This window comes from Corynebacterium oculi (assembly GCF_001412105.1).
GTDB classification, from domain to species: Bacteria; Actinomycetota; Actinomycetes; order Mycobacteriales; family Mycobacteriaceae; genus Corynebacterium; species Corynebacterium oculi.
Genome location: NZ_LKST01000001.1, coordinates 205,490 through 230,544 on the forward strand (window position 1 = coordinate 205,490; position 25,055 = coordinate 230,544).

Annotated in this window: 22 protein-coding genes; 12 read left to right on the forward strand and 10 right to left on the reverse strand. The window is 61.8% G+C overall.

Annotation, left to right across the window (positions count from 1 at the left end):
• Window positions 1–45: 45 nt before the first annotated feature.
• The 5 genes from Cocul_RS01015 to Cocul_RS01035 form a co-directional block, all read right to left on the reverse strand.
• Window positions 46–1,323 (reverse strand): alpha-hydroxy acid oxidase, encoded by a 1,278-nt coding sequence (locus Cocul_RS01015; RefSeq protein ID WP_055121459.1) that lies wholly within the window; start codon window positions 1,321–1,323, stop codon window positions 46–48.
• A 93-nt stretch (window positions 1,324–1,416) separates the two neighbouring features.
• Window positions 1,417–2,922 carry an ATP-binding cassette domain-containing protein gene (locus Cocul_RS01020; protein ID WP_055121460.1) on the reverse strand — a complete coding sequence of 502 codons (1,506 nt, stop codon included), beginning with the start codon at window positions 2,920–2,922 and terminating at the stop codon, window positions 1,417–1,419.
• A 1-nt stretch (window position 2,923) separates the two neighbouring features.
• A complete protein-coding gene (locus Cocul_RS01025) occupies window positions 2,924–3,739 on the reverse strand; it encodes an ABC transporter permease (RefSeq protein ID WP_055121461.1) in 816 nt (271 codons plus the stop codon).
• Entirely contained in the window at window positions 3,736–4,713 is a 978-nt protein-coding gene (locus Cocul_RS01030; RefSeq protein ID WP_055121462.1) for an ABC transporter permease, read from the reverse strand. The genes Cocul_RS01025 and Cocul_RS01030 overlap by 4 nt, the downstream gene beginning before the upstream one ends.
• Window positions 4,713–6,272 carry an ABC transporter substrate-binding protein gene (locus Cocul_RS01035; RefSeq protein WP_055121463.1) on the reverse strand — a complete coding sequence of 520 codons (1,560 nt, stop codon included), beginning with the start codon at window positions 6,270–6,272 and terminating at the stop codon, window positions 4,713–4,715. The genes Cocul_RS01030 and Cocul_RS01035 overlap by 1 nt, the downstream gene beginning before the upstream one ends.
• Window positions 6,273–6,420: 148 nt before the next feature.
• On the opposite strand from Cocul_RS01035, the gene Cocul_RS01040 reads away from it, so the two are divergent.
• Together Cocul_RS01040 and Cocul_RS01045 are read left to right on the forward strand one after the other, a co-directional pair.
• Window positions 6,421–6,747 carry a hypothetical protein gene (locus Cocul_RS01040; RefSeq protein ID WP_055121464.1) on the forward strand — a complete coding sequence of 109 codons (327 nt, stop codon included), beginning with the start codon at window positions 6,421–6,423 and terminating at the stop codon, window positions 6,745–6,747.
• Window positions 6,748–6,947: 200 nt separating this feature from the next.
• On the forward strand, window positions 6,948–8,735 hold the full coding sequence (locus Cocul_RS01045) for a BCCT family transporter (protein ID WP_055121990.1): 1,788 nt from the start codon (window positions 6,948–6,950) through the stop codon (window positions 8,733–8,735).
• A gap of 12 nt (window positions 8,736–8,747) precedes the next feature.
• Here Cocul_RS01045 and Cocul_RS01050 read toward each other — a convergent pair whose 3' ends face one another.
• The 4 genes from Cocul_RS01050 to Cocul_RS01065 are packed head-to-tail and all read right to left on the reverse strand — an operon-like array spanning window position 8,748 to window position 14,265.
• Complete coding sequence (locus tag Cocul_RS01050) at window positions 8,748–9,752, reverse strand: LLM class flavin-dependent oxidoreductase (protein WP_055121465.1); 1,005 nt, start codon at window positions 9,750–9,752, stop codon at window positions 8,748–8,750.
• A gap of 55 nt (window positions 9,753–9,807) precedes the next feature.
• Window positions 9,808–11,145 (reverse strand): branched-chain amino acid transport system II carrier protein, encoded by a 1,338-nt coding sequence (gene brnQ, locus Cocul_RS01055; protein WP_245622061.1) that lies wholly within the window; start codon window positions 11,143–11,145, stop codon window positions 9,808–9,810.
• 44 nt (window positions 11,146–11,189) lie between these two features.
• Window positions 11,190–12,329: a MalY/PatB family protein gene (locus tag Cocul_RS01060; RefSeq protein WP_055121467.1), complete on the reverse strand. Its 1,140-nt coding sequence runs from the start codon at window positions 12,327–12,329 to the stop codon at window positions 11,190–11,192.
• A gap of 52 nt (window positions 12,330–12,381) precedes the next feature.
• Entirely contained in the window at window positions 12,382–14,265 is a 1,884-nt protein-coding gene (locus Cocul_RS01065) for an ABC transporter ATP-binding protein (RefSeq protein WP_055121468.1), read from the reverse strand.
• Window positions 14,266–14,434: 169 nt separating this feature from the next.
• Between Cocul_RS01065 and Cocul_RS01070 the strand changes: the two genes are divergently transcribed.
• The 5 genes from Cocul_RS01070 (at window position 14,435) to idi (ending at window position 18,238) form a co-directional block, all read left to right on the forward strand.
• Window positions 14,435–14,959 (forward strand): hypothetical protein, encoded by a 525-nt coding sequence (locus tag Cocul_RS01070; RefSeq protein WP_150114288.1) that lies wholly within the window; start codon window positions 14,435–14,437, stop codon window positions 14,957–14,959.
• A 230-nt stretch (window positions 14,960–15,189) separates the two neighbouring features.
• On the forward strand, window positions 15,190–15,588 hold the full coding sequence (locus Cocul_RS01075; RefSeq protein ID WP_055121469.1) for a DUF3558 domain-containing protein: 399 nt from the start codon (window positions 15,190–15,192) through the stop codon (window positions 15,586–15,588).
• A 255-nt stretch (window positions 15,589–15,843) separates the two neighbouring features.
• Window positions 15,844–17,034: a hypothetical protein gene (locus tag Cocul_RS12130; protein ID WP_150114290.1), complete on the forward strand. Its 1,191-nt coding sequence runs from the start codon at window positions 15,844–15,846 to the stop codon at window positions 17,032–17,034.
• 436 nt (window positions 17,035–17,470) lie between these two features.
• The gene (locus Cocul_RS12435) at window positions 17,471–17,629 is read left to right on the forward strand and encodes a hypothetical protein (protein ID WP_160318476.1); all 159 of its coding nucleotides are present in this window, start codon (window positions 17,471–17,473) and stop codon (window positions 17,627–17,629) included.
• A gap of 33 nt (window positions 17,630–17,662) precedes the next feature.
• Window positions 17,663–18,238: an isopentenyl-diphosphate Delta-isomerase gene (gene idi, locus Cocul_RS01080; RefSeq protein WP_055121470.1), complete on the forward strand. Its 576-nt coding sequence runs from the start codon at window positions 17,663–17,665 to the stop codon at window positions 18,236–18,238.
• Window positions 18,239–18,250: 12 nt separating this feature from the next.
• Here the strand turns inward: idi and Cocul_RS01085 are convergent, their stop codons facing one another.
• On the reverse strand, window positions 18,251–19,579 hold the full coding sequence (locus tag Cocul_RS01085) for a carboxylesterase family protein (protein WP_055121471.1): 1,329 nt from the start codon (window positions 19,577–19,579) through the stop codon (window positions 18,251–18,253).
• Between the two features lie 40 nt (window positions 19,580–19,619).
• On the opposite strand from Cocul_RS01085, the gene Cocul_RS12135 reads away from it, so the two are divergent.
• The 5 genes from Cocul_RS12135 to Cocul_RS11630 all read left to right on the forward strand — a co-directional run bounded on the left by Cocul_RS12135 (window position 19,620) and on the right by Cocul_RS11630 (window position 25,026).
• Complete coding sequence (locus Cocul_RS12135; RefSeq protein ID WP_150114292.1) at window positions 19,620–19,844, forward strand: hypothetical protein; 225 nt, start codon at window positions 19,620–19,622, stop codon at window positions 19,842–19,844.
• 16 nt (window positions 19,845–19,860) lie between these two features.
• Entirely contained in the window at window positions 19,861–20,001 is a 141-nt protein-coding gene (locus tag Cocul_RS12540; protein WP_169786393.1) for a hypothetical protein, read from the forward strand.
• 275 nt (window positions 20,002–20,276) lie between these two features.
• On the forward strand, window positions 20,277–22,124 hold the full coding sequence (locus Cocul_RS01095; protein ID WP_055121473.1) for an AMP-dependent synthetase/ligase: 1,848 nt from the start codon (window positions 20,277–20,279) through the stop codon (window positions 22,122–22,124).
• A gap of 478 nt (window positions 22,125–22,602) precedes the next feature.
• Complete coding sequence (locus Cocul_RS11475; protein ID WP_150114293.1) at window positions 22,603–23,733, forward strand: L-tyrosine/L-tryptophan isonitrile synthase family protein; 1,131 nt, start codon at window positions 22,603–22,605, stop codon at window positions 23,731–23,733.
• A 366-nt stretch (window positions 23,734–24,099) separates the two neighbouring features.
• Window positions 24,100–25,026, forward strand: a complete 927-nt coding sequence (locus tag Cocul_RS11630) for an MFS transporter (protein WP_160318477.1) — start codon at window positions 24,100–24,102, stop codon at window positions 25,024–25,026.
• Window positions 25,027–25,055: the final 29 nt, after the last annotated feature.

Genomic DNA, 25,055 nt, shown 5'->3' on the forward strand with positions numbered 1-25,055 from the left:
CGCACCCCAGGGGGTACAGCCGGTTACTACGAAGAAACCCAGGGCTTACACGAAGCCGCCGCGATCCTCACGAGCATCAAAGTCGATCTGGCGTGGGTTCAGCCGGTTGAGCTGGGTGACGTGCTGCGGTCCCAACTCCTCCACGGAGGAGACCTGCAACAGTTGCATGGTGCGGCGCACCTGGTCGGACAGGATCTCGATGGTGCGATCCACGCCGGCCTCGCCACCGGCCATGAGGCCGTAGAGGTAGGCGCGGCCTATGAAGGTGAACTTGGCACCCATCGCAAGGGCGGCCACGATGTCCGCGCCGTGCATGATGCCGGTGTCCATGGCCACGTCAAGGTCTTTGCCCACCTCGCGCACCACTTCGGGCAGGAGGTGGAAGGGCACGGGGGCGCGATCAAGTTGGCGGCCGCCGTGGTTGGACAAGATGATGCCGTCTACACCCAGATCCGCAAGTTTCTTGGAGTCCTCAAGGTTCTGCACGCCCTTGACCACGAGTTTGCCGGGCCACAGGGAGCGGATCTCATTGAGGTCATCGAACTTGATGGTGGGATCCATCGCGTTGTTGAGCAGTTCACCCACGGTGCCGCCCGTGGTGGTCAGGGAGGCGAACTCCAGCGGCGGGGTGGTGAGGAAGTCCCACCACCACCAGGGGCGCGGAATGGCATTGAGCACGGTGCCCAGGGAGATCTGCGGTGGGATGGAGAAGCCGTTGCGGGCGTCGCGCAGGCGGGCACCTGCCACCGGGGTGTCCACGGTGAAGAAGAGGGTGTCAAAGCCCGCCTTAGCGGCGCGCTCCACCAGTCCGTAGGAGATGGAGCGATCCCGCATGACGTAGAGCTGGAACATGTTGCGCCCGTGCGGGTTGGCCTTCTTCACGTCCTCGATGGAGGTGGTGCCCAGGGTGGAGAGCGCGAAGGGGATGCCGGCGCGGCCGGCGGCGCTGGCACCGGCCACCTCTCCCTCGGTCTGCATGAGGCGGGTGAAGCCGGTGGGGGCGATGCCGAAGGGCAGGGCGGAGGGGCCACCGAAGATCTCGCAGGAGGTGTCCAGGTGGGAGACGTCTTTGAGGATGGAGGGGTGGAACTCCACGTCCTTGAAAGCCTGGCGGGCGCGGTTCATGGAGATTTCATCGTCGGCGGCGCCGTCGGTGTAGTCGAAGGCGGCGGCGGGGGTGCGGCGCTTGGCAATGGCGCGAAGATCATCGATGGTCTGGGCCTTGCTGAGTCGCGCGCGCTTCAGGTTGAGGTCCGGGGTCTTGAACTTGAGTAGATCGAAGATCTCGGTGGGATTGGGGATTTGGCGGGGAATCTTGGCCATGATGCTCAGCGGCGCTCCTTGTAGGAAAACAATCTTCTTTCCGCATTTTATCCCAGTGGTGGTGCCGGAAAAAACAGATTGTGCTATGAACTATCACACCACGGGGGAGGTTGCTGCGGCCAGGAGTTCCTGAGTATAGGAGTGTTCCGGGTGCGCCCACACGCGCTCTACGGGGCCGCGTTCCACGATTTCCCCGCTCCGCATGACCGCCACGTGCGTGCACAGGTGGCGGATCACACCGAGGTCGTGAGAGACAAAGACAAGGGTGCGCTGCGGGGTGATCGCGCGGTCGAGAAGGTCGAGGATCGCCGCGCGCACGGTCACGTCTAGCGCGGAAACGGCCTCATCGGCCAGGACGATCTCCGGGTCGGTGGAGAGCGCGCGGGCGAGGGAAAGGCGTTGGCGCTGCCCGCCGGAAAACTCGTGGGGAAAACGTCGCGCAGCCTGGGGGTTCAGGCCCACCCGTTCCATGAGTTCTGCGGCTCGGCGTTGGCGCTGCGCGCGGGGAAGGTCGGTGAGTGCTTCCGTGATCGCCGCGCCAACCCGCATGCGCGGGTTGAAGGAGGAGAAGGGATCCTGGAACACCATGTGCGTCCGCCCGGATACCCGAATCTCACCGGAATCGGGGCTGGTTAATCCCGCGATCATTCTCAGCAGAGTGGTTTTACCCGAACCGGAGCCCCCCACGATTCCCCACCGGGTGCCGCGAGGCATCTCCAGGTTGATGTTGCGCAGCGCGGGCACGGCGCGCCCGGCGGAGCGAAAGGTGTGGGAAACCTCGGTGACGGATACCGCGTGGGCGGCAGTCGAAGGAGCAGCGGTATCGGGATCGCCGCTCCCCGCGCGCGGGCTCAGCGCGGTGGCGGAGATGAGCGCGCGGGTGCGTGGCTGGGCGGGTTGGCTCAGCACCCGGGGGGTCTCGCCGCGTTCGATGATGCGGCCGGCCTCCATCACCAGCAGCCGGTCGCACAGGCCCGCCACGAGGGAAAGATCGTGGCTGATGAATACCACGGCGATGTTGCGCTGCGCGGTAATGCGTTGGATCAGGTTCATGATCTGGCGTTGCACGGTGGCGTCGAGGGCGGTGGTGGGCTCGTCGCAGAGGAGCACTTCCGGGTCCTGCGCGAGCGCCATGGCGATGAGGACGCGCTGGCGTTGCCCGCCGGAGAGCTGGTGCGGGTATGCCCGCAGGTGCTCCGGTTCCAGGCCCACGTCCCGGAAGAGCGCGGCGGCGTGTTCTTGTGCCTCGCCCGAGCGCCGTCCCCGCATGGCTTTGGTGAGTTGCCTTCCCACCACCATGAGGGGATTAAGGGCGGTCATGGGCTCCTGGAAGATCATGGCTATGCGACGCCCCCGCACCCGCCTCAGGTGTTTTTCCGGCAGGCCCACGAGTTCCGTGGTGCCGAGGGTGATGCTGCCGCGCACCCGCAGGGGACACAAGCCCATGAGGGCGAGGGCGGTGAGCGTTTTGCCGGAGCCGGATTCCCCGATGAGGCCCACCCGTTCGCCGGGCCGCAGGGCAAAGGAAACACCAGACACCAGGGCCGGGCGGCCGGGGGAGTCACCGGCAGCGATGTTGAGGTTTTCTACGCGCAGCAATTTATGCCCTCCTGCGGGGGTCGAAGGCGTCGCGGAGGCCGTCGCCAAGCAAATTAAACCCTAAGACGGTGGCGGCGATGGCAAGCCCCGGCCACAGGGCCAGGTGAGGTGCGGTGGCGAGGTATGCCTGGGCGTCGCCGAGCATGCGGCCCCACGAGGGCTCTGGTGGCGGGGTGCCGAGGCCGAGGAAACTCAGCGCGGCCTCGGCGAGCACGGCTAGGGCGAAGGATACCGAGGCCTGCACGATCAAGGTGGCGGAGATGTTGGGGAGCACGTGGATCACGGCGATGGCCGGGCGGCTGCGCCCCGCCAAGTGCGCGGCGGCCACGTAGTCCTGGCTGAGCACGCGAAGCGCGTCGGCGCGGGTCACGCGGAGGAAACCCGGTATCCCGGCGATCCCGATGGCGATCATGGCCGACCACGTGGAGGCGCCAAAGACCGCCCCGGTGAGGATAGCCATGAGGAGGGCGGGGAAGGCCAGGAGCAGATCGGCCCCACGCATGAGGGCCGTCTCCGCAAAGCCGCCGCGCAGGGCCGCCCACAGGCCCAGCGGCACCCCGATCAGCGCGGAAATCCCCACGGAAACCAGGCCCACCAGCAGGGTGATCTGGGCACCGGCCATGAGGCGGGAGAGGACATCGCGGCCAAAGCGGTCGGTGCCCATCAGGTGCTGAGCCGAGGTTCCCTCCAGGCGGTGCTCCGGGGAAACAGCGAGCGGATCGTGGGGCACCCACAGGGCAGAAACAAGGGCCAGAAGAACCACGGCGGAGACCAGGCCGAGGCCCACCCAGCCGGAAAAGGAAAGGCGATTGTTCATGCTGCGGCACCCCGAGCGGGAGAACCTGCGCGCAGCCTGTGGGGCGCGCGCAGGCGCGGATCGATCAGGGTGGTGGCGATGTCCACCGCGAGGTTGATCGTGAGGGTAAAAAGCACCAGCACCATTACTATGGCCTGCACCATGAGCAGATCCCTGTTGCTCACTGCGTCGAGCAGGAGTGAACCCAAACCCGGAATCACAAACACCTTTTCGATCACCACGGCCCCTACCACCAGGGAAGTAAGCTGCACACCCGTCACGGTGAGAACGGGAATGGCGGCGTTGCGCAGGCCGTGCGTCATCAGCGCGGCTATACGCCCCTGCCCGGTGGCATATGCGGTGCGCATGAAGTCCTGGCTGAGTACCTCTAGCAACGCGGAGCGCACGTACCGCGTAAGGATCGCCGCCTGCACGGCGGCCAGAGAAAGCACCGGGAGAACCAGCCGAGAGAGAAACGCCCCCGCGCCCTCGCTCGGTGGCACCCAGCCATTGGCGGGAAACCACCCCAGCCGCAGGGAAAATACGGAGACGAGCACGATGGCGGCGAGGAAACTGGGTACGGCGATGCCCACCTGGCTCAGCCCGGAGATAACGGCACCGGCTTTTTTGCGGGTAGCGGCCATGCCCAGGGGAACCGCGAGGCACAGGGAAAGCACCAGGGCGCTGAGGCACAAAATGAGGGACACGGCCCCGCGGTCCACCAGCAGGGGGGCGATCTCCTGGCCGCTGCTTAACGACGCCCCGAAGTCTCCCCGCACCATGCTGCCCACCCAGTCAAGGTACTGCTGGTGCAGGGGTCGATCCGTGCCCCACTGCGCGGAGAGCTCCGCCGCGTTTTCCTCCGTGGCGGTGACCCCCAGGGCCACCTCGGCGGGGTTGCCCGGCATGATGCGCAGCAGCGCAAAGATACCCAGGCTGCCCAGCAAGAGTAAGAGGAGAAAACGCAGAACGTATGTGCCTACGATGCGCCACATTAGTGGGCCTCCTTGGACAGACGTGAAAGCGGCAGGGAATCCACCACCACGGTGGGATCAATCCCGCTGATGGCGGGGTGCGAGACCACGATATTGGGAAAGTTCATGAGGGTATCCGCGGCGGCCTCCTCCATGAGGGCATCCACGGCCTGAGCCATGAGGCGCGTACTTTCCTCGGGGTCAGTGCCGCCGGTCTCTGCGGCGCGGAGCAATTCCCTGGTGTGTGGGGAATCGAAGCCCAGGTAGTAATCCGGGTTGCCAAAGAGCGTGGGAATATCGCGGGGCTCCACGTGCGCGATCAGGGACATATCGTAATCGTGGCCCTTGAGTACTTGGGATAACCACACGGCCGGGAACTCCGCCGATTCCAGGGTGACCTGAAAGCCTACGTCGCGCAGTTGGGAGTAGAGCAATTCCGAGGTGCTCTGCGCGTAGGGCAGGGCCGGGACGGTGATGGTCACGGCGAGGCGGGGATCGCGGCCGTCGGTAGTAAAACCGGCCGCGTGCAGCAGGTTCCGGGCGCGCTCGGGGTCGAAGGGGTAGCGCTGTGAGGGCGTGTACCAGGGGTCCGTGGGCGGCACGGGAGCGCCGCCGGTATCCGTGCCGTAGCCGTCCCACACTGTGTTTATCACCGCCTGGCGGTCAATCGCGTGCATCACGGCTTGGCGCACCTCCACCCGGTCGAAGGGGGCGCGGCGATTGTTCATGCTGAGCAGCACCTCGCCGTTGGTGGTACCCACGTCCACGTTCCACCGACCGCGCGCCCGGAGCGGATCGAGAAGCTCCGGGTTTTGCAGCCCCCACAGCACGTCCACGTCACCCGATTCCAGGGCGTTGGTGGCGGAGATGGCGTCGGAAAAATACCTGATCTCCGCCGTGGTATTGGCCGGTGCCTCGCCCCAGTAATCCGCCCGCGCGCGCAACCGCAGGGCGCTGCCCACCGCCCAGTCTTCCACCGCGTAGGGGCCGGTGCCCACGGGGTCGGTGGCCAGGCGGTCCACGCCCTGCGGACTCATCATGGCTCCCACCAGGGTGCCCATGCTCCACAGCCAGGTAGTCGAGGGGTGGTGTAGATCTACCCGCAGGGTGAGGTCATCAAGGACGGAGGTGGCCGATACCGGGCTCATCTGTGCTTTCAGGCCGTTCGTCCAGGCCGGGCTGAGCACGCGATCAAGGGAAAACTTGGCGGTGTGCGCGGTGAAAGCATCGCCGTTGCTAAAGCGCACGCCGGGACGCAGATGGAATGTATAGGCGGTGCCTGCGGGGGAGACCTCCCAATCCCGGGCTAGGCCGGGCTGGATCTGCCCTGAGGAATCAACGGTCACCAGCGTCTCATACACGTTGCCCATGAGCGCCTGGGGGATCGCCGCGCCCGAGGTGGTGGTGAAGTCCAGGGAGGCCGGGGCGGCGTTGGCGGCGAGCACCACGGTGCTTCCGGCGTCCCCGCGATGCGGGGCTGCGCTGAGCGCGGTCGAGCCCGCGCTGCATCCCGACGCCACCAGGGGCAAGCAGGCGAGAAACAGGGCCACGAGGGGCCGCGCCGGATACCGCGAAAACATGGGGAGCAGAGTAACAGAGAGGGGTGGGGGAGCGGGGGTGCAATGGGGGTAGGAGACGACGGTCTGCGGGGCATTGCCGGGCAGGTGACGCCGATGCCGTACCTTGCTAAAATCCCCTTACCGCTTCCCTCATACCAAGGAGATTCCCATGCTGCTGAGCACCCTGCTGCTTTCCGCCGCCACCACGGGCGCGCCCGTGTACCAAGAGCCCATCCTCCCGGAGCCGATCGTGGTGCAGCAGGAGGCCCCCGCAGAAGCCCCCGAGGCCACTGAGACCATCGAGGGTGAGGCTCACCGCTACTCCGGCTCCGGCACGGCGGCCGAGGCCTTCCAGAAGTGGTTTGCCGGGGAGGACTTCGTGGCTCCCGACGGCGAGACCAAGGATTACCGCCCGCTGGAGCTGCCCAACGGGCAGGTGGCGCGCGGCGGCGACGTGATCGTGAAGGACTCCAACGGGGAGTTTGTGATCCAGTAACCGGCGCGTCACACCGGCTGCCGGGGGAGCCGGGAAAGCCGGGCTGAAGGCCCTTATGCCTGCGCAAAGCGTCACGGGTGGGTAGCCTGAGTGGAAGTTTTCCGCTATTCACAGCAAAAGAGGTTCTTCCCGTGGCACCGCCTTCCCACCCTCAGCACACTCCCGCAACGCCCGGACGGAGCGGGCGGAGGCTTCCGCGACTGCAATCGGACCCGGTGATCTTTCTGGCCTCGGCGGGGATCATCATTTCCTTCGTCCTGGTGACCATCGCGCTGGGCTCCACGGCCCGGGATGCCTTTTCCCACACGGCCGGGTGGCTGCTGGAAAACCTCGGCTGGATGTACATCGGCGGGGTCTCCCTGATGCTCATCTTCCTGCTGGGTATCTTCGCCTCCCGCTATGGGCGAGTGCGGCTAGGCGACGATGACGAGGAGCCGGAGCACAGCCTGGTGGCCTGGTTCTGCATGCTCTTTGCCGGCGGCGTGGGCGCGGTCTTGATGTTCTGGGGCGTGGCCGAGCCCATCAACCACGCCTATCACGTGCCGATGGCGGATCATGCGAGCATGTCCCAGGGGGCCATCACCGAGGCTTTTGCCTTTACCTTTTATCACTTTGGCATTCATATGTGGGTGATTATGGCGCTGCCGGGCCTGGCGCTGGGGTACTTCATTTATAAGCGCAAACTCCCGCCCCGCTTGTCCTCGGTGTTCGCCCCGGTGTTGGGCGGGCGGATTTATTCCACCCCGGGCAAACTGATTGACGTTCTGGCCATCGTGGGTACCACCTTTGGCATCGCTGTTTCCGTGGGGCTGGGGGTGTTGCAGATCAATGCGGGGATGAATGCCCTGTGGGGCACCCCGATTATCAGCTGCGTGCAGTTGCTCATCATTGTGGTGATTACCGCCGTGGCGTGTCTTTCGGTGGCCTCGGGCCTGGATAAGGGGATCAAGCTGCTCTCCAATATCAATATCGGCGTGGCGGTGGCGCTCATGGCCTTTATTCTTTTTACCGGCCCCACGCTGACGCTCCTGCGGCACACGGTGGAGGCCTTCGGCATCTATGCCGCGTGGCTGCCGGACATCATGTTCTGGGCGGACTCCTATCAGAGCAATCCCGGCTGGCAGGGAAAGTGGACGGTGTTTTATTGGGCCTGGACTATTTGCTGGTCGCCGTACGTGGGCATGTTTGTGGCGCGTATTTCCCGGGGTCGCACGGTGCGTGAATACATCGCGGGGGTGCTGGCCCTGCCCACGATCTTTGTGGTGATCTGGTTTAGCATCTTTGGCCGCGCTGGAATGGAAATGGAACTCAACGATCCCGGGTACCTTACCGTCCCGGCGGTGGAGGAGGGGGACGTGCCCGCCGCGCTCTTTAACTTCCTGGCGCAGTACCCGCTGGCGGGGATCGTCTCCGCCTTCGCGCTGGTGATTATCGTGATCTTCTTTATCACCTCGATTGATTCCGCGGCCCTGGTCAATGACATGTTTGCCACGGGCGAGGAAGAAAAGACCCCCACCTGGTATCGAGTGCTCTGGGCGGTGATGATCGGCGCGGTGTGCACGGCGCTGCTGCTGATCTCCCCGGAGACGGGCATCGCCTCCTTGCAGGAGGTGGTCATCATCGTGGCCTTCCCCTTCTTCCTCATGCAGTTCGTGATGATGTATTCGCTGCTCAAGGGAATGAGCGATGACGCCGCCGCCACCAGGTTGGTGCGCACCCGCCGGTGGGAGCGCACCGATAGCGCGGAGAAACTGGAGGAGCACGAGAACCGCCCGGCCCCCGGCTATGACGAGGAGGGGAACGCGCTGCCCGCCCCGGTGCTGGAGCACGACGAGGAGGGCAACATCGTGCTGCCGGGCAACGTGGTCATCGGCGGCGATCTTGGGGTGAAGGGGGAGATGACCGACGATCCGGGAGGGGAGGAGCCGAGGGTGAAGGTGATCGAGCACTCCCGCCCGCAGAGCGCGCGGGAGTGGGAGGAGCGCTGATGACCCGCGGGGTTACCTGGGGGCGCTTAGCCCCCAACCCCGGGCAAGAATCTCCATCGAGCGGTGATTCTCCTCCCCCGTGGGGGCGAGGATGGAGATCATGAGCTCATCGGCCTGGGCCAGGCGCGCGAAGTCCAAGAGGTAATCACGCACCTTAGCCTCGGTGCCGATGGCGCTGTAGTGCAGCATTCCCGCGATCTGCTGCCCGGAGGGGGAGGCCACCAGCTGATCCAGGTTGGCATCGCTGATGCTTCGGTTGCCGCGCGTGGCCAGGGCGCGCACGCGCTCGCGGATCACCAGCTTGTTCTGGCGCTGCGCGTCCTCGTGGGTATCGGAGGCGATGACGTTGACCGCCGCGATGACGTAGGGCTCGCTAAGGTCCTCGGAGGGCTGGAAGTTTTCCCGGTAGTACGCGGTGGCCTGCGCCAGGTGCGTGGGTGCGAAGTGGGAGGCAAAGGTGTAAGGGAGGCCGAGTTTGGCGGCCAGGGAGGCGCCGAACATGGAGGAACCCAGGATATAGAGGGGAACGTGCGTGCCCCGACCGGGTACGGCCTGCACACCGGGAATGGGGGATTCCTCGGAGAGGTATCCGGCGAGTTCCATCACATCTTGGGGGAAGTTCTCCGCGGCGTGGGCGTCGCGGCGCAGGGCCCGGCCCAGCGTGTTCATATCGGTGCCGGGGGCGCGTCCCAGGCCGAGGTCGATGCGGCCGGGGTAGAGCTCGGCCAACATGCCGAATTGCTCCGCCACCACGTAGGGCGAGTGATTGGGCAGCATGACCCCGCCCGCCCCCAGCCTAATGGTGCTGGTATGCGCGCCCACATGGGAGATCAGAACCGCCGGGGCGGAGGAGGAAATACCCGGCATGTTGTGGTGCTCGGCGTACCACATGCGGTGAAACCCCAGGGACTCGGCCTTTTGCGCCAACTCCACCGAGCGTGCCATGGAAGCGCCGGGGCGCTCCCCCTCGTGCACGGTGCAAAAATCAATCAGGGAAAGGGGAATAGCGGGTGCCATAGGAAACTTTCTTTCGGGTCGTGCTTGTTTCCTACAACGCCCGCGCGCGGCGCATCTATTCCGCTTCCTCCAGCCAGGTGGCGCGCCGGGGCTTAGCGACGTCGATAAGCACACCGATGAGCGCGCCCGCCAGGGTGGGAAGCACCCAACCCAGGCTCTGAGCGGACAGCGGAGCCCAGTCCACCAGCGGGGAGAGCGCGGTGAGTCCGAGATCGGCCAGGGTGGTCAGTGCCGACCACACCACGGAGACCCAGATGGCGATGAGGAAGGTGCGTACCAGGTGGACGCGGCGGCGCACCAGCGGCTCGACGAGGGTGAGCAGAATCAAGGTGATGGCCGGAGGATAGATGAACGTGATGATGGGTGCCGCGACGCTGAGCACGGTGTCCAGGCCCATCGTGGCCATGCCGAAGGACATCAGGGAGAAGATGATCGCCCACATGCGGTAACTGATCCCCGGCAGGAGAAGCTCGAAGAACTCGCTGGTGGCGGCGATGAGCCCCACGGCCGTGGTCATGCAGGCGAGCAGGACGATGGCCCCGAAGAGCACCTGGCCGGGCGTGCCCATGGTCAGGCGAGCGGCGTCGGAAAGCAGCCCCGCGCCGTCCTCGTAGGAGGCGGGATCGGGAATGTTATGCCCGATCAGGCCCAGCCCGATGTAGATGGCGCCGAGGAGCCCGCCCGCGCCGAGCCCGGCGATGATGGTGCCGCGCACCAGGGGAGAGCCCTCGCCCACGCCCTTGTAGCGCAGCGCGGAAATGACCACGATGCCAAAGGCCAGGGCGGCGATGGAATCCATCGTGAGGTACCCCTCCAGCAGGCCCGTGGTGGCGGGGGAGGAGGCGTACTTTTCCGCCGGGGCCAGCTCCTCCCCGTGGAAGGAGGCCAGGGAGAGCGCCACCAGCACCACCAACAGGATCAGGAGCAGGGGCGTGAGGTACTTCCCCAGGTTATCCACGATCTTGCCGGGCTTATAAGCCAGCGCCAGGGCGATGCCAAAGAAGATGGCGTTGAAGATCGCGGAGGAGGCCAGGGAGTCCCACCCGGTGAGCGGCTGAATGGCGGTGGAATAACTCACCGCGCCCGTTCGGGGCAGCGCATAGAAGGCGCCGATGGAAAGGTAGGCCAAAATAGAAAAAACCAAACCAAAAACGACGCCGCCGCGATTGCCTAGATCGCGGACGTTGCGCCCGGAAATGGCGATGGCGATGATGGCCAGCACGGGCAGCACCACGCTGGTGGCCAGGAAGCCGAGGATAGCGGGGGTAAAACTCGTGCCGGCTTCCACTCCCAGCATCGCCGGGAAGATGAGGTTGCCTGCCCCAAAGAACATCGAAAACAGCATGAAAGCCGTCACGATGAGGGTCATCGGGGAGGATTGATCTCTAGTCATGAGGTCACCTGTGCCTTAAGCAGGGAACAAGAATAGAGAACACACTACCCGTGTTGCTGTGTTCCCAATACAATCCGGTGCACAATTTCCTCCAAGTTTTCCCGTGAGGTGGCAAAGTTCAGCCGGGCATGCCCCTGACCACCGGGGCCGAAGTGGCGGCCATCGTTGAGAGCCACCCTGCCGTGACGCAGCAGGTGGCCCGCCGGATCGTCCGTGATTCGCCCCAGCGCGGTATCGCAGAAATCCAGCCACAGGAGGTAGGTGGCCTGGGGGCGTGAGACGCGCAGGCCCGGCACGCGCCGGGGGAGTTCCCGCACCAACCAATCGCGGTGATCGCGCAGAAGAGCCACCTGCCGATCCAGAAATTCCTCACCGTGGCGGTAACAGGCCTCGGCGGCGAACACCCCCAAGGTACCCACGCCGTCCTTGACCACCGGGTTTAATCCACGCCAGGCGCGCAGATCATCGGGGTTGCTCAGGATCATCTGGGCGCACTTCAAGCCGGCGATATTCCACGCCTTCGAGGTGGCGGTGACGGTCACGCACACGTGCGCGGCCTCGTCGGACAGGCCCGCGGCGGCGGTGTGGCGGCCGTCAAGCACCATCGGTGCGTGGATCTCATCCACCAGCACCCGGGCGCCGTGGCGCTGCGCCACGGCGACGAGGCTGCGCAGGAACTCCTCGCTCAGCGTGTACCCCAGGGGGTTATAAGGAGAACACAGCAGGATCGAGCCCGCGCCCCGGGCAAAGGCCTCCTCGATCTGATCGAGATCCAGCCCGCCCTGCGCCCCGACGTCAATCCGCTCGCGCCCGGCGGCATTCGGAATATCCAAGAACGGAGGATACGCGGGCACCGGCACCACCACCGGGGAATCCGGGCGGGTGAGAAACTGCACGGCCAGGGTAAGCCCGCGCACCACGTCCGCCACCTCCACGATGGATTCCGGCTCCGGACGCCAGCCGTAGCGGCGCTGGGAAAAATCCGCCAGGGCCGCGGGCAGACCCGATGAAGCCGGGGTATAGCCAAAGGACTCCGCCTCCACGCGCCGCACGATGGCCTCCTTCACGGCCGCGCAGGTGCTAAAGTCCGACTCCGCGATCCACGCGGGAAGAACATCATCGGGGTAGGCCGTCCACTTGCGGGTGCGGCGGGCCCGGAGGGTATCAAGATCGGGTACGTGCATGGTGCTCAGGGTAGTGCGTCCCCAAAGGTTTTACTAGACCAAGTGGTCTAGCCTATTCTTCCTCTCCTTTATGGTGGTGTGCCTCGGCGTGCTCCCGGAATCCAAAGCGCGCCAAGCGCTTACGGTTAGCCTCCGAGTCAGAAGACGTCAGCGCCAAAAGCTGACTATAAATGCCTCCCGAGACCGCCAACCGCGCCGGCGGCCCCACCTCATCAATGCGTCCCCGCTCGATGGTGATGATGGTATCCACCTCCGCGATGGTGGAAAGCCGATGCGCAATCATCAAGGTGGTGCGCCCCGCCATGAGCTCATCCAGGCCCGCCTGCACCGCGCGCTCCGCCTTGGTGTCTAGCGCCGAGGTGGCCTCATCCAGCACCAGGATCGGGGCGTCCTTGAGCATCGCGCGCGCCACCGCGATGCGTTGCTTCTGGCCGCCGGAAAGCCGCAGCCCGCGCTCGCCAATCACGGTGTCATACCCATCGGGAAAATCCATGATGAAGCCGTGGGCATTGGCGCGCCGCGCCACCGCCTCAATCTCCTCCGGGCTGGCCTGGGGGCGGGCATAGGCGATATTCTCCCGCACCGTGCCGGAAAAGAGATTCGGCTCCTGAAACACCACGCCTACCGACGCCCTCAGCGCCTCACCGCTGATCTCCGAGACATCATGCCCACCCACGGACAGCGTGCCCCGAGTAGGGCGGTACAGCCCCAAAAGAAGATTCACGATGGTAGATTTCCCGCCCCCGGACTCCCCCACCAAAGCCACGCGCTCGCCGGGAGCCAGGGAAAAGGACATGGAATCAAGAACCGGCTTATTCTCCTCATAGGCAAAGGACACGTCCCGGAACTCGATCATGGGACGGCCCTTGATGGGCGTCAAAGCACGAGCCGGGGTGAGATCCAGCTGCGGAACATCGTTGGCGGCGGTGGCGGCCACGATCTCCTTATTGGCGGTGGCCTCGGGGGCATGTTCCATCACGGCAAAGTAATCCCGAGACCCGGCGATAGCGCGCTGGGCGGTGTCCACGATCCAACTCATCATGAATACCGGCTGACGTGCCATATTCACCAACTGAATCAGCATCACCATGTCACCCAGGGAAAACATGCCGTGCAGGGTGCGATAAAAAATCAGCAGGTAAATGGCCAAGAAAATAGCGTTCATCGCGGCCCCACGCAGCGTATCCATCGAATGCCAGAACCGCGATTGAGAACGGGTCAGCGCGATGGTGCTGCCATAATGTCGGGCGAAAGAATCCAACTCGCGCGGCTCCGAGACAAACGACTTAGCCACCTTCACCTGACCAATCACCTCTGCAAACCGGCCCCCGGCCTGATCCACATGCTCATTCTTGGCGCCCTCGATGCGCTGCCACCGGGCGCTCGTCAACGCCGTGAGCCACATATAAATAGGAAAGAGCGAGGCGAGCAAGATAGCCAGGGGCCAGTAATACCATCCGCAGATAGTCAAAACGGCACCCACCGTGACCAGCATGGGGAAAAAGTTATTGGAAAAGGACTGTAAAAACTGCGTGATGGAAGAGATGGAGCGATCCAACCGCGCGATGATTGCCCCGGTGGCCTGCGCATCAAAATAACTCTGCGGCATGGCCAGAAGCTTGGAAAAATACCTGGTGGACAGGATCTGCCGCATCCGCGACGCCATCACGTCACCGATATAGCCACCGATATTACTCATCAACGTATAACCCAGCTCCGCCAAAAACAGCGCCAGCGCCAACCACAAGATCGTATGCACCACGCTGGGCGTTGCGCCCTCCCCATTGACCGCCGCCACGATGGTATCCGTGGCGTGCTTCAAGATGAACGGAAACACCAAGGACAAAGCCGCATGAATAACAGCGGTGATAATAATGCCCAGATAATACGGCCATAAAGCCGAGGTGCTGCGCAGGATACGGGACAAAGACTGCACGCAAAAGCCTCCGGAGAGAGTTCAGGGAATAACGGGAACGGGTGTGGGGACGCACCAGGGCGACCATTATGCCATTCACTTGCCGCAGGCGCCCGATACCTGGGTACAATCGCCTGGTTACAATGGGACACCGCACCGGCAGGAACATCAGGAAGGCGTAAGGGCCGAAGTGAACAAGAACCAAACCATCGCCCTCGGAGGAATGGCGCTGAGCTGCGCCCTCGCACTTACGGCCTGCTCCCACAACAATGAGGGGCAGGTGGGAGACCCCGAGGGCTCCATCGAGGTCACCACCTCCGAGACCCCCGCCTACCAACCCCAAGACGTGGACACCATCGTCGCGGAAAGCAAATGGGAACCCGTGGTAGACACCGGGCTCAACGTGCGCTGGCACATGCAAGGCACGGTAAGCGGCAACGCCGGCGGCTCCATCATCACCGTAGAGGTGACCAACCTCAATGACGTGGCCATCCCCCAAGACGCCATCGGTGACCCCATCCTCACCATCAACGGCGGCACCACCGTCGATCGCCTCGATGCCGAGGCCTCCGGGGTGGCCCACCAAGACGGCCTTGACCGGCCCCTCGGGCCGCACGCCACCACCAACCTGCGCTACGCCTTTGACGTGGCACCAGGAAACCTCTACAACGCGGAATTTGAGATCGGCAACGTGAAGTTCGAGGGGAGCCTATAGAAGGAGCGTAGGAGTAGACCGGGCCAGCGCAGCGTATGTGGCTGGTCAAAGACTGGTCACGGCTTGGAGCGGGGATCGCTGGGGTGGCGATCCCCATTTTCTTTTGGGTATGAAAAAATATCGACGGGAACCGGACCCCGCGTGGTGAAGTCTAAGTAAAACGTGGGCGCCACAAGGGGTGTGGCGTCCACGGGGGTTGCTGATCCTTGACCGCGATGGAGGTTCCCGTGATGAGAAAGCTTGCCTTACCCCGCCTGTGTGCTCTGTTGTGTCTGCTCGTCCTTGGGGGCGGGGGACTGGCTGCATGTTCAAGTTCTGGCAAACAGGACGCTGCGAGGGGTATCGACGACGGGGCGGGTACTTCCTCCGCCGTGCCCGTCCAGAAGGCGGAGGATTCGGAGGTCTCGACTGCGCCGGTGGCCAGAGAAGGCCTGCCTTTTGAAGTGGGGGAATGGGACGTGAATGACCCCAACTTCCGATTCTTCGACCCGTGCACGGAGATACCGGCGGATGTGTTTGTGGAAGCGGGGTTGGGGGAGATGAGCGGGAAGTTTACTTTTGATGAAGGGTATTATTCTACGTGTTTTTTCGTTGTTTCTTCTCTTGAAGGGGGAACTTCGGATATATAGGCGACATTATTTTCTGATCTTGTTCAGGAGGGTGATTATGGTGAGGCAATGATACGGAAAAAGCGGGATGTGGATACTAATGGAATATCTCTAGTGCAGGATATAAATTCTTCAGATGAATCGTGTGCTACTTCTATGAGGACGAGTAGGGGAAGGTGGGGTATTGATGTTTACTTCATTGAGAGTGGGGCAGGGGGAGACTTATGTGAATATGCATTGCGCATACATAAAAATATCCTTGAAAGGATTTGAGGCATGAATGGTATTAGTCTAAGTTTGGGTAATATTTCTCAGTCTGTAGTGAAGTTATCGGCCATTTCTCGTACGGTAAGATCTGTTGTTTCCCTCCCTCTCCGTGCAACCATCAACGGCAGTTTCTCCGCGGTATCTGGCCTGGATCAATTGGGTAACCATCATGGGGTGGTCCTCATGGGTGGGCCTGGTTCGGCTCGGAGCGTGTTGGAATCTTATGCGGAGCAGGTAGAGTGGTTGAAAAATGCACTTCGGGCCAGTGTTCAGGCCCTTGCTGAACAGAATGAGGCCTTTGCTCGTAGCCTGGATCGTGCCGATGAGGGAAGCTCGGGAAGTGTGAGTGGTGTTGTTTTCCCACTGGGGCCCGTGCCTCGGTATGAGCCGTTCGTATTTCCTCCTCCGGTGGTGGGGCCGTCGGGATCGATTCATCAATTGGCCGCCGCGTTTGGTGCTACGCAGGTTGGGCAGGCTCATCACGCGGCAGCGCTGTGGGGGAAGATGGCGGCTGGTATTGGGTCTGTTGCTGCGGGGTTGGTTGCTGTGGCTGCTGATTTGCGCGTGCATAATTATGGCGATGTGATCGATTCTGCTATTAAGCAGGTGATCGAGGTTGCAGAAACTGGAAAGGCTTTTGCTCGTAATGCGGCGTTGATGGTGAGCAGCACTATGAATCTTGGACCTGCGCAGCAGCAGGGCGCACAATTGGTGTCTGCTATGCAAAGTGCCTTGAACGCGATACCGGAGCCGCGGGAGAGGCAGGCGGCGGAGGCTGCTTTCCTTCAAGCCTTTCCAGCTGCTTACACGCCTATGTTGTTGCCAGGGGTTCCTGTGGTGAGGTCTCTTACTGATCCGGCATTCACTTTGCCTCTTGGTAGCCTCATTCCTACGGGAATGGGATCTACCGCAGGTAAAGGCCATAAGCATAATGCTATGGGTCTGCGTCCCGAGGGGGAAAGGGAATTGCGCAGGATCATTCAAGCCGCGCAGCGTGTGGGAGAGGGAGGTAAAGAGACCTTTGCAGAAGTTCTTGCGCGTACCCCGGTGGTGGAAGAGATCGGAGCGGAGGCGGTTGGCACAGTAGGGGCGGCAACTACTGCTGAGGCTGCTATGTCCCCGGTCACCGCTACCCCCGGTGGCGTCGTTTCGGCCAATCCAGCGAATACCGCAGCATCTGTTTCTTCCGCTGGGGGGTAACGCAGTGGGTGCTTCGCCCGTGATGATGGGGAACCCCGGACTAGGCCCAATGGGTTCGGCGGGGATGGCTCGTGCTGGTGAATCTTCTGCGGTGAGGTCAGGTGGAGTGCAGCGTGATTCCTCTACGGTTCTTAGCCCCGATGATGTCACTACTACGGCGTCATCATGGTCGGGTGGTGGTTTCATGGCGGGGCCCGGTAGCGGAATGGGACCTTCTCTCGGTGGGGTTACTTCCTCGGGAGCATTGGGAAACGCGGGTTCTGGGGGTTTTGGTGCGCAGCAAACTAGTGGCGTAGTACCCACCGGGTTGGCTGCGGGCATGGGGTCTAGTGGTGTTGTCAATAGCGCTGCGAGTGCGATGGGGGTACGGATTGGATCGGGAGCTGTGCCCGCAGGGGGAAGTCAGACGGTACGGTCACAGACCTTGCTGGGGCCTATGGCTGGAGCCGCGAATAACAGCGCGGGGCAGGGGACACGCAGCAAGAAGATTAAGACCATTACGTCCTCGGTGGAGCAGAATGAGAACCTGCGTGCCTTGTTGCGGGAGCGTCCTGCCGTGGTTCCGGGGGTAATTGGGCACTGGGCGCGAGGTTAGGTAAGCGCGCTTGACGCCGGGTAGGGTGAGCGCATGATTTCCACGGGTAGTGCTGCGGACCAGGAACTGGTGGTTTTGAGCGATGAGGCGGGCAACCCCACGGGAACGGCCCTGAAGGAAGGCGTGCATACGGAGGACACTCCGCTGCACTTGGCTTTTTCGGCTTACCTCGTGGATTCTGCGGGGAGGGTGTTGCTCACCCGCAGGGCATTGGTGAAAAAGACGTGGCCGGGGGTGTGGACGAATAGTTTTTGCGGTCACCCCGCTCCCGGGGAGTCCACGGAGGATGCGCTGCGGCGTCGTTTGTCGCAAGAACTGGGGGTTCCTGCTGCGGAGATTGCCCAGATAAGTGAGGTGCTTCCAGATTTCCGCTATCGGGCGTGTGATTCTTCCGGGGTGGTGGAAAATGAGATATGTCCGGTGTTTGTGGTGCGGCTTGTCGCGGGAGCCGAGGTTCATCCCTCCGCGGAAGAGGTAGATTCCTGGGAATGGTTGAAGCCCTCCGCTGTGGTGCGCGCGGTGGAGGCGGCTCCGGTGGTGTTTTCTCCGTGGTTGGTGGAGCAGCTTAGCCACTCGGCTCTACAAGCGGAGTTACTCGGGGTGCATTAATGGGGGATATGTTTATCGTGCACCTGCCGATTTCCATGGAATGTGGTGGGTAAAGGCAAGGCGCACGGGTTTGAGGGGGTCGGTCGCGGTGTGGAGGCGGCCCGTGGGGGCGTCGTAGATCTCTACTTTGCGTCCGTCGGTGCGTTGATAGCGCGGCCACGGAGGCATGGTGCCGCGCGCAAAGTCCACCATGATCCTGTGAATGGTGCGTCGTGAGGGATCGGGGCGGAATACGAGGCGTAGGTCGTCGCAATGCAGCATGGGCTGTTCTTCTTCGCCCTCGTATTGCAGCACCCAGCACTGTGCGGGCGCGTTTTCGGTGGTGTCGGATACCCAGCGTCGGATGGCGGAGTCGCTGATGAGTTGGGACATTTCGCGGTGGGGATAGATCGCCCGGGCGGATTTTAGGTAGGAGGAGGCGGGTATTTCTAGCCCCATCGTTTTTGCCATGACGCGCACTGCTATCCCGCCGCGCCCGCGCCGGTCGAGGCGTTTGGCAATGGGAACGAAGTCGAAGCATTCCTCCCTGGTGCAGGTCACCAATATGGGGATATTGACCAGCTCGTTGGCCGCGAAAGGGCCGGGGCCAAGCACGAGATCGTGGAAGAACCGAGTGCGCAGGCGGCGGTAACCGCGACGCAGAGCGGCTGGGTTCTTCTCATGGAGTTCGGTGAGGTGTCTGCGGGTAATGGGGGTGAAAAGCAGGCGGCGCAGTGAGCCCTTGCGCTGATGGAAGGGAGTGCGGGGGTAGGCCGGGGACATGGCGACGAGGCGTCGGAAAGCGCCTTGGTAGTGGTCGCGCCGGGTAAGCCAGAGGGCGATGCCCGCTCCCGCGGACTGCCCTACCAGGGTGATATTGGTGGGGTCTCCGCCGAAGTATTCGATGCAGCGCTGTACCCATTCCAGGCCCCATTGGCAGTCGGCCACCCCACGGTAGTGGTGGGATTCATCGTCGCTGAATTGGGCAAAGCCGGGGAGACCGGTGCGGTAGCCCAAGCGCACCACGATGATCCCGGCCTGGGCCATGGCTGTGCCCTTGGAATCCTGTTCCTCGTGGGTGCCGGAATCATAAGAACCGCCGTGGATATAGACGATGACGGGGAGGTCATCGCCAAAGGTGGCGCCCGGCGGCGCGGTGATGCTTAGGGCTGTGCGCTCCGGGTGGGGCACGGTGGCGTCGATAAGCTCCTCGGGTGTGCCGCGCCTGGGGCGAGAGTCCTGGAAGGGGCCGGGAATGGTACAGAAATCGATGGAGCTGAATTCGGTGTGCGTGCGGTGGGCCACCCCGCGGAAGCGGCCTTCGGGGGTGTGGATCGTCACGGTGGAGGGCGCGGTAGGCATGGTTGAACCATAGCAACTTCGGCACTCTACGATGGTGAGCATGACTGCGCTGTATGACTGGTTTGTGCAAGGCCTGGTGGCTTCGCCGCTGGCGCTGCAAAACGCGGTGGTTCTGGGTGTTGCCCTACCTGCCTGCGCCGTGGCGGCACTAATCTTGCAGCGTGCGGTGAATGTGGTGAGCGATGTGGTGTGGCGTTTGGTGCCGCGCGGGAGTCGGGCGAGGAACCGGACGGGCCAGGACATTCAGCCAGAGGAAACGAGTTAAAGGAGCATTCCTTACTATGCCTAATCCTGAGGAATTGCGGAAGCAAGATCGGAAGCTGCCCAAGGCCAAGCGGCGGTATCCCACCTCGTGGGTCACGCAATCGCTGTGGGTTCTGCTGGCATTGGTGCTGGTGGCGTGGTTGATTTCCATGCTGTGATGTCGGAAGGAGGGAAGCGATGGGGGAACCGGGGGAGGGGAGCCGCCCCGCGTGGGTGGCGGGAATCGGGAAATAAGGTATCCTGTGTGGAACATCACTGAGTGTGGGGATCTGCGATACTCCATACTTCCTGGTGGAAACCGACAATAGTTCCCGCCCGCGTGGAGCCTCCCGTCTAGGTAAGTTGGGGGAAGCGCGGAGGCGAGCTGACGTGAATGCCATGAATCGGTAGCGCCGTAGCACGATGGGCGGTGCCATAGAGCGAGGAGAGTGAGATGGAAACGCAGGTGCTCAAGGAGTACACCGAACCGGCTAAATACGAGGTCAAGGAGGGGGAGACCTGCCTGACCGCGCTCATTGACCAGGCTCGGTCGCGCCCCTACAGCGTGCTGTTTTCCCGCCCCGCGAACTACGAGTGGGTCAACGTGACCGCCACCGAGTTCATCGAGCAGGTCTTTGAGGTAGCCAAGGGGTTGATCGCCGCCGGAGTGGGCAAGGGCGACCGCGTGGTGCTGCTTTCTAATACCCGCTACGAGTGGACGCTCTTTGACTACGCCATCTGGGCGGCGGGAGCGGCTTCCGTGCCGATCTACCCCTCCTCCTCCATGAGCCAGGTGGAGTGGATCGTGGAGGACTCCGGGGCCGTCTTTGCCATCACGGAGACGCAAGCCCACACGGAGATGCTCAACCACCTGGTCTTGGACGAGGACGGCAACCCCGTGCTTGCTGGCTCCTCCTCCAAACTCGCCCGCGTGCTGGAGATCAATTCCTCCGCCGTGGAAACCCTGCGCTTTGAGGGGCGTGACATCACCGATGAGCAGGTGTGGGAGCGAATCAAGGGCACAAAGAGCAGCGACCTAGCCTCCCTGGTGTACACCTCGGGTACCACCGGGCGCCCCAAGGGATGCATTCTGACCCACTATGCGTGGTTGAGCGAGGTGCGAGCCCTGCTCACCAACCCGATCGGCGCCTTTGCCGCCCCCGGCCGCCGCGTGCTCACGTACCTGCCGCTGGCGCACGTGCTGGCCCGCGCGGTATGCCTGGCGGTATCCATCGCCGGTGCTACGCAGTCGCACTGGCCCGATCCCTCCACCCTCACCGTGGAACTGCCCCGCTCCCGGCCCAACCTCTTGCTCGGGGTGCCGCGCGTCTTTGAGAAGGTGCGCAACGCCGCCGCCGGCCAGGCCGCGGCGAAGGGCAGCGTGGGTTCTGCCATCTTCCGCCGGGCGGAGAAGGTGGCCATCGAATACTCCAAGGCTCTGGACACCCCGGAGGGGCCCACCCGCTTCCTGGATACGCAGCGCCGCCTCTACGATCGCTTGGTGTATTCCAAGATTAAGGAGGCCATCGGAGGGGAGGTGGGCTACTGCATCACGGGTGGTTCCCCGATGAGCCATGATCTGCTGCATTTCTTCCGCGGGGTGGGAGTGCCGGTGTACGAGGGCTACGGCCTCACCGAGACCTGCGCCGCCGCGGCCGTGGACTTTGAAGACCAGAAGATCGGCACCGTGGGCAAGCCCGTGGGCGGCATGTCCGTGAAGATCAACGACGACGGCGAGATCATGTTCCGCGGCAACGTACTGTTCTCCGGGTACTGGAACAACGAGAAGGCCACCAAGGAGGCCTTCAACGAAGAGGGTTGGTACAACACCGGCGACCTGGGAGAACTGGATTCCACCGGGCATATCCGCATCACCGGACGCAAGAAGGATCTGATTGTCACCGCCGGCGGCAAGAATGTGTCCCCGGCCCCGATGGAGGATCTGCTGCGCTCCCACCCGCTGATTAGCCAGGCGATGGTGGTGGGTGACGGCAAGCCTTTCATCGGTGTGCTGATTACCCTGGACGAGGAGGAACTGGCGCGCTGGAAGCACGGGCGCAATATCCCCGATTCCCGCTCCGTGCGGGAGGTGGCGGCCGATCCGGTGCTGCGCGCGGAAATCCAGGACGCGATCAACACCGCCAACGCGACCGTTTCTCACGCGGAGGGGATCAAGAAGTTCTACATCCTGGACCATGACCTCACGGAGGAGAACAACGAGCTGACCCCCACGATGAAGGTGAAGCGCAACGTGGTCACGGAGCGCTATGCGGAGGACATCGAGCGCATCTACCGCAGGTAGGGGAACTGCTGTAAAAAACCTATAAGAGACAGCGGCGGCCTAGGTACCGCAAAAGCGAGTAACCTGGGCAGGCCGCTTTTTCGTTGTGATACGGCAGTTACGGCCGGAGCGTAGGGATGCGAAACACTATTCCGCTGGGGGGGTTAGGAATGGTGGCGCAGACGGACGATGCGGGTATGGCTGGGTGTGATCCCCACCCTGCCGCTTGGGCTATCGGTGGGTTGTTGGGTCTGCGCAGTCGTAGGGGCGGAGAGCAGGGCAGCACAAGCGGATCATAGGGGGCGGAGTTGTGTAACTACTCTCACGCGGCATGGAGCCTCAGTGAATAGGGGCTTGCTTTTTACAGGTCAGATGACCCCAGTGCCAGGGATGACCCCAGTGCAGGGCTGCAGCCAGAGCGGGGCACATCACCCAAGGAGAGAGATATGTCACAATAAAGGTATTGACGTTCCGATATTTTTTGACATATAGTCAACTCATGACTACTTGTAAATCTTGCCCGGAGGCTGAAGCCTCGAAACCGATCCTGGGGGAAAGCTTTGACCCGTGGTATGTCTTACTTTCCCCTCCGGAGCGGGTAGGTGAGCGGCGGCTGTTTCACTCCTGGCCTCCATCGCTGCCGGAGGTGGGGGTTGGTGTTGACTATCAAGAGATCGCACACCAGGCCTCTCGTTGTGCGAAGGGGGTGATTCGAGAGCGATGGAGGGATCTGCGAAAGTTCACTCCAGTGGAGTCTGCGGCGCTACTGCTTAGTTCGCAAAAATTTCGCAGCGGACCTTCTTTGCAGGTTCGGGAATACCTGAGGAGAATGTATGAGCGCTCTGGGGACAAGGTTGAGTATGTTCTTCCCTCTTTTCCTTTCAAGATTCCTAACATGGAAAAATCGCCTTATGGTCACTTTGACGCAGGCGAGATACTCTGCCTGCAGAGGTTGCAATTAATTAATGAGGTGACAACCGAACTTCTAGATAAGCCATCCGTTTTTCATGTGGTGTCAGATGGAAAGATATATTCTGATATTTGCGGGGTAAATGCAGAGACCTATCAGGGATATAGTCGGAGTGCTCGTCAGGCAATTGGCCAAATGGGGTTGGCAGGCTCGTTAGATTATGTTGACATGGTCGATGATGTCATTGGTGATCGTCGCGAGGAATTTAGTGAAACCTTGGGGAGGGTTAAGGAAGAACTTGCATCATGGTGGGAGGTGAATAGGGGAAGTAAACCTGTCCAGTATCTTATCCGTAATATGTCGTCGAATGTGAATTTCTATCTTGAATTAGAATGCCTTGCGTATGGTAATTTGTTTGGCATGTTGGGGGATAGAAGGGGGGATGAGTTGAAGAGTTTGATGTCTAGGAAGGTTGAGGATGCCGCTTTTTTGTTTATGGCAAAGTTGGTGACTCTGAAAGTTCTTGATGTGCTAGCTGAGCGCTATCCGGGGAGTGTTCGGGCGACGGTCCATCCGAAGATCGGGCAGTTTGGTATCCATTTGGTCAATAGTAAGACGAGGGTGTTTCCCTGGCAGGGGGTGCCCCTTAGGGGGAGTGACGGTAGATTCCGTATTGTGTCTCCACGGCTGAGGCTTGGGATCACGCTCGGTGCGTGGTGAGGAATGATGCTGATGGTTCTTTTCTCTATTACGCCGAAAATGTCTCACGGGTTGGAAATATCTGGATCGATGGTGTGTGATGAAGAGCGGAAAAAGATCCATGAGGAGTTATGCTTTAGGGTTTCTTGCGGTTGGTCAAGGTTTCTACCTCTCGGCAATGAGCGTTGATCTTACCGTGACAGCATTGGCGGGTGCACTTATTTCCCCTTCTCCAATGTTGGCTACATTACCTATGGCTCTCATCTCCATTGGCAGTGTTTTGGTTGCACCCGTGGTGAGTCGATTCATGTCTAAGATCGGTGCAAAGAGAATGTTTCTTGTAGGAGCATTGATTGCGGCCGCAGGAGGTATTTCTTCGTATTTTCCTTGGTTCACGGTCGGTTTCTCCTGCTATGTCTGGGGACTTTTTTGGTGGGGATCTATCAGGCAATTGCAAACTACTACCGCTATGTTGCGGCCGATCTTTTTCCCGGACATGAAAATCGTGCGGTGTCTATTGTTCTTTCGGCGGGGGTTGCTGCAGCCGTAGCGGGGCCGGTGTTGGCGACTGTCGCTGCAACTATCATGACGCCGAAGTATGCCGGGTCCTACCTCCTCGTTAGTGCGTTGGCTGCGTGCGCTTTTCTTACTCTTCTTGGTCTGCCAAGGGGTGTGGCAACTGTTGGGATCGTTGATTCGCAGGCGCGCGGTCAGTTAAGTGATAAGGGAGAGGGGGTAGGTATTATGACTATGATCCGCCATTTATTACTTAGGCCAAAATTTATTATGGGAGCGTCGGTTTGTTTTTCTGGTTGTTTTGCTATGGCCCTTATTATGTCTGGGGCACCGTTGGTTCTTGAAAAAGATTTGCATGCTAGTGATTCATTCCGGGCAGTTGCGATGCAGACGCATATGATCGGAATGTATTTTCCGATGTTATTCTTGCCATTGATGGTAGATCGTTTCTCGCAGGTATCTCAGATAGTGGTTGCGTTTTCGGTGGGAATTGGTGGTATGGCTATAGGGGCTATCAATTCTCCACTAGCTGTTCTTTTTTCTCTTTTGGCCATTGGGGTAGCCTGGGCTGTCTTGTATGGAGTGGGAAGTTCGTTGCTGACAACCTCCTACTCGGCGGATGAGCGTTCCGTTGCGCGCGGAGTGGGTGAGCTTTTTCCTGTTGCTGGCCTTGCACTGGGTAGTTTGTTGGCTGCAGTTATCGTCTCTGCAGGGGGCTGGTATCCGCTCATTGCCACGGCTGCGGCGGCTATGGCTGGGGCGTGGCTGGTGGTAGGGAGACTCCATAAGGCGGAGTAAGCTAGGGGGAGGTGTGTTGCGAATATTAG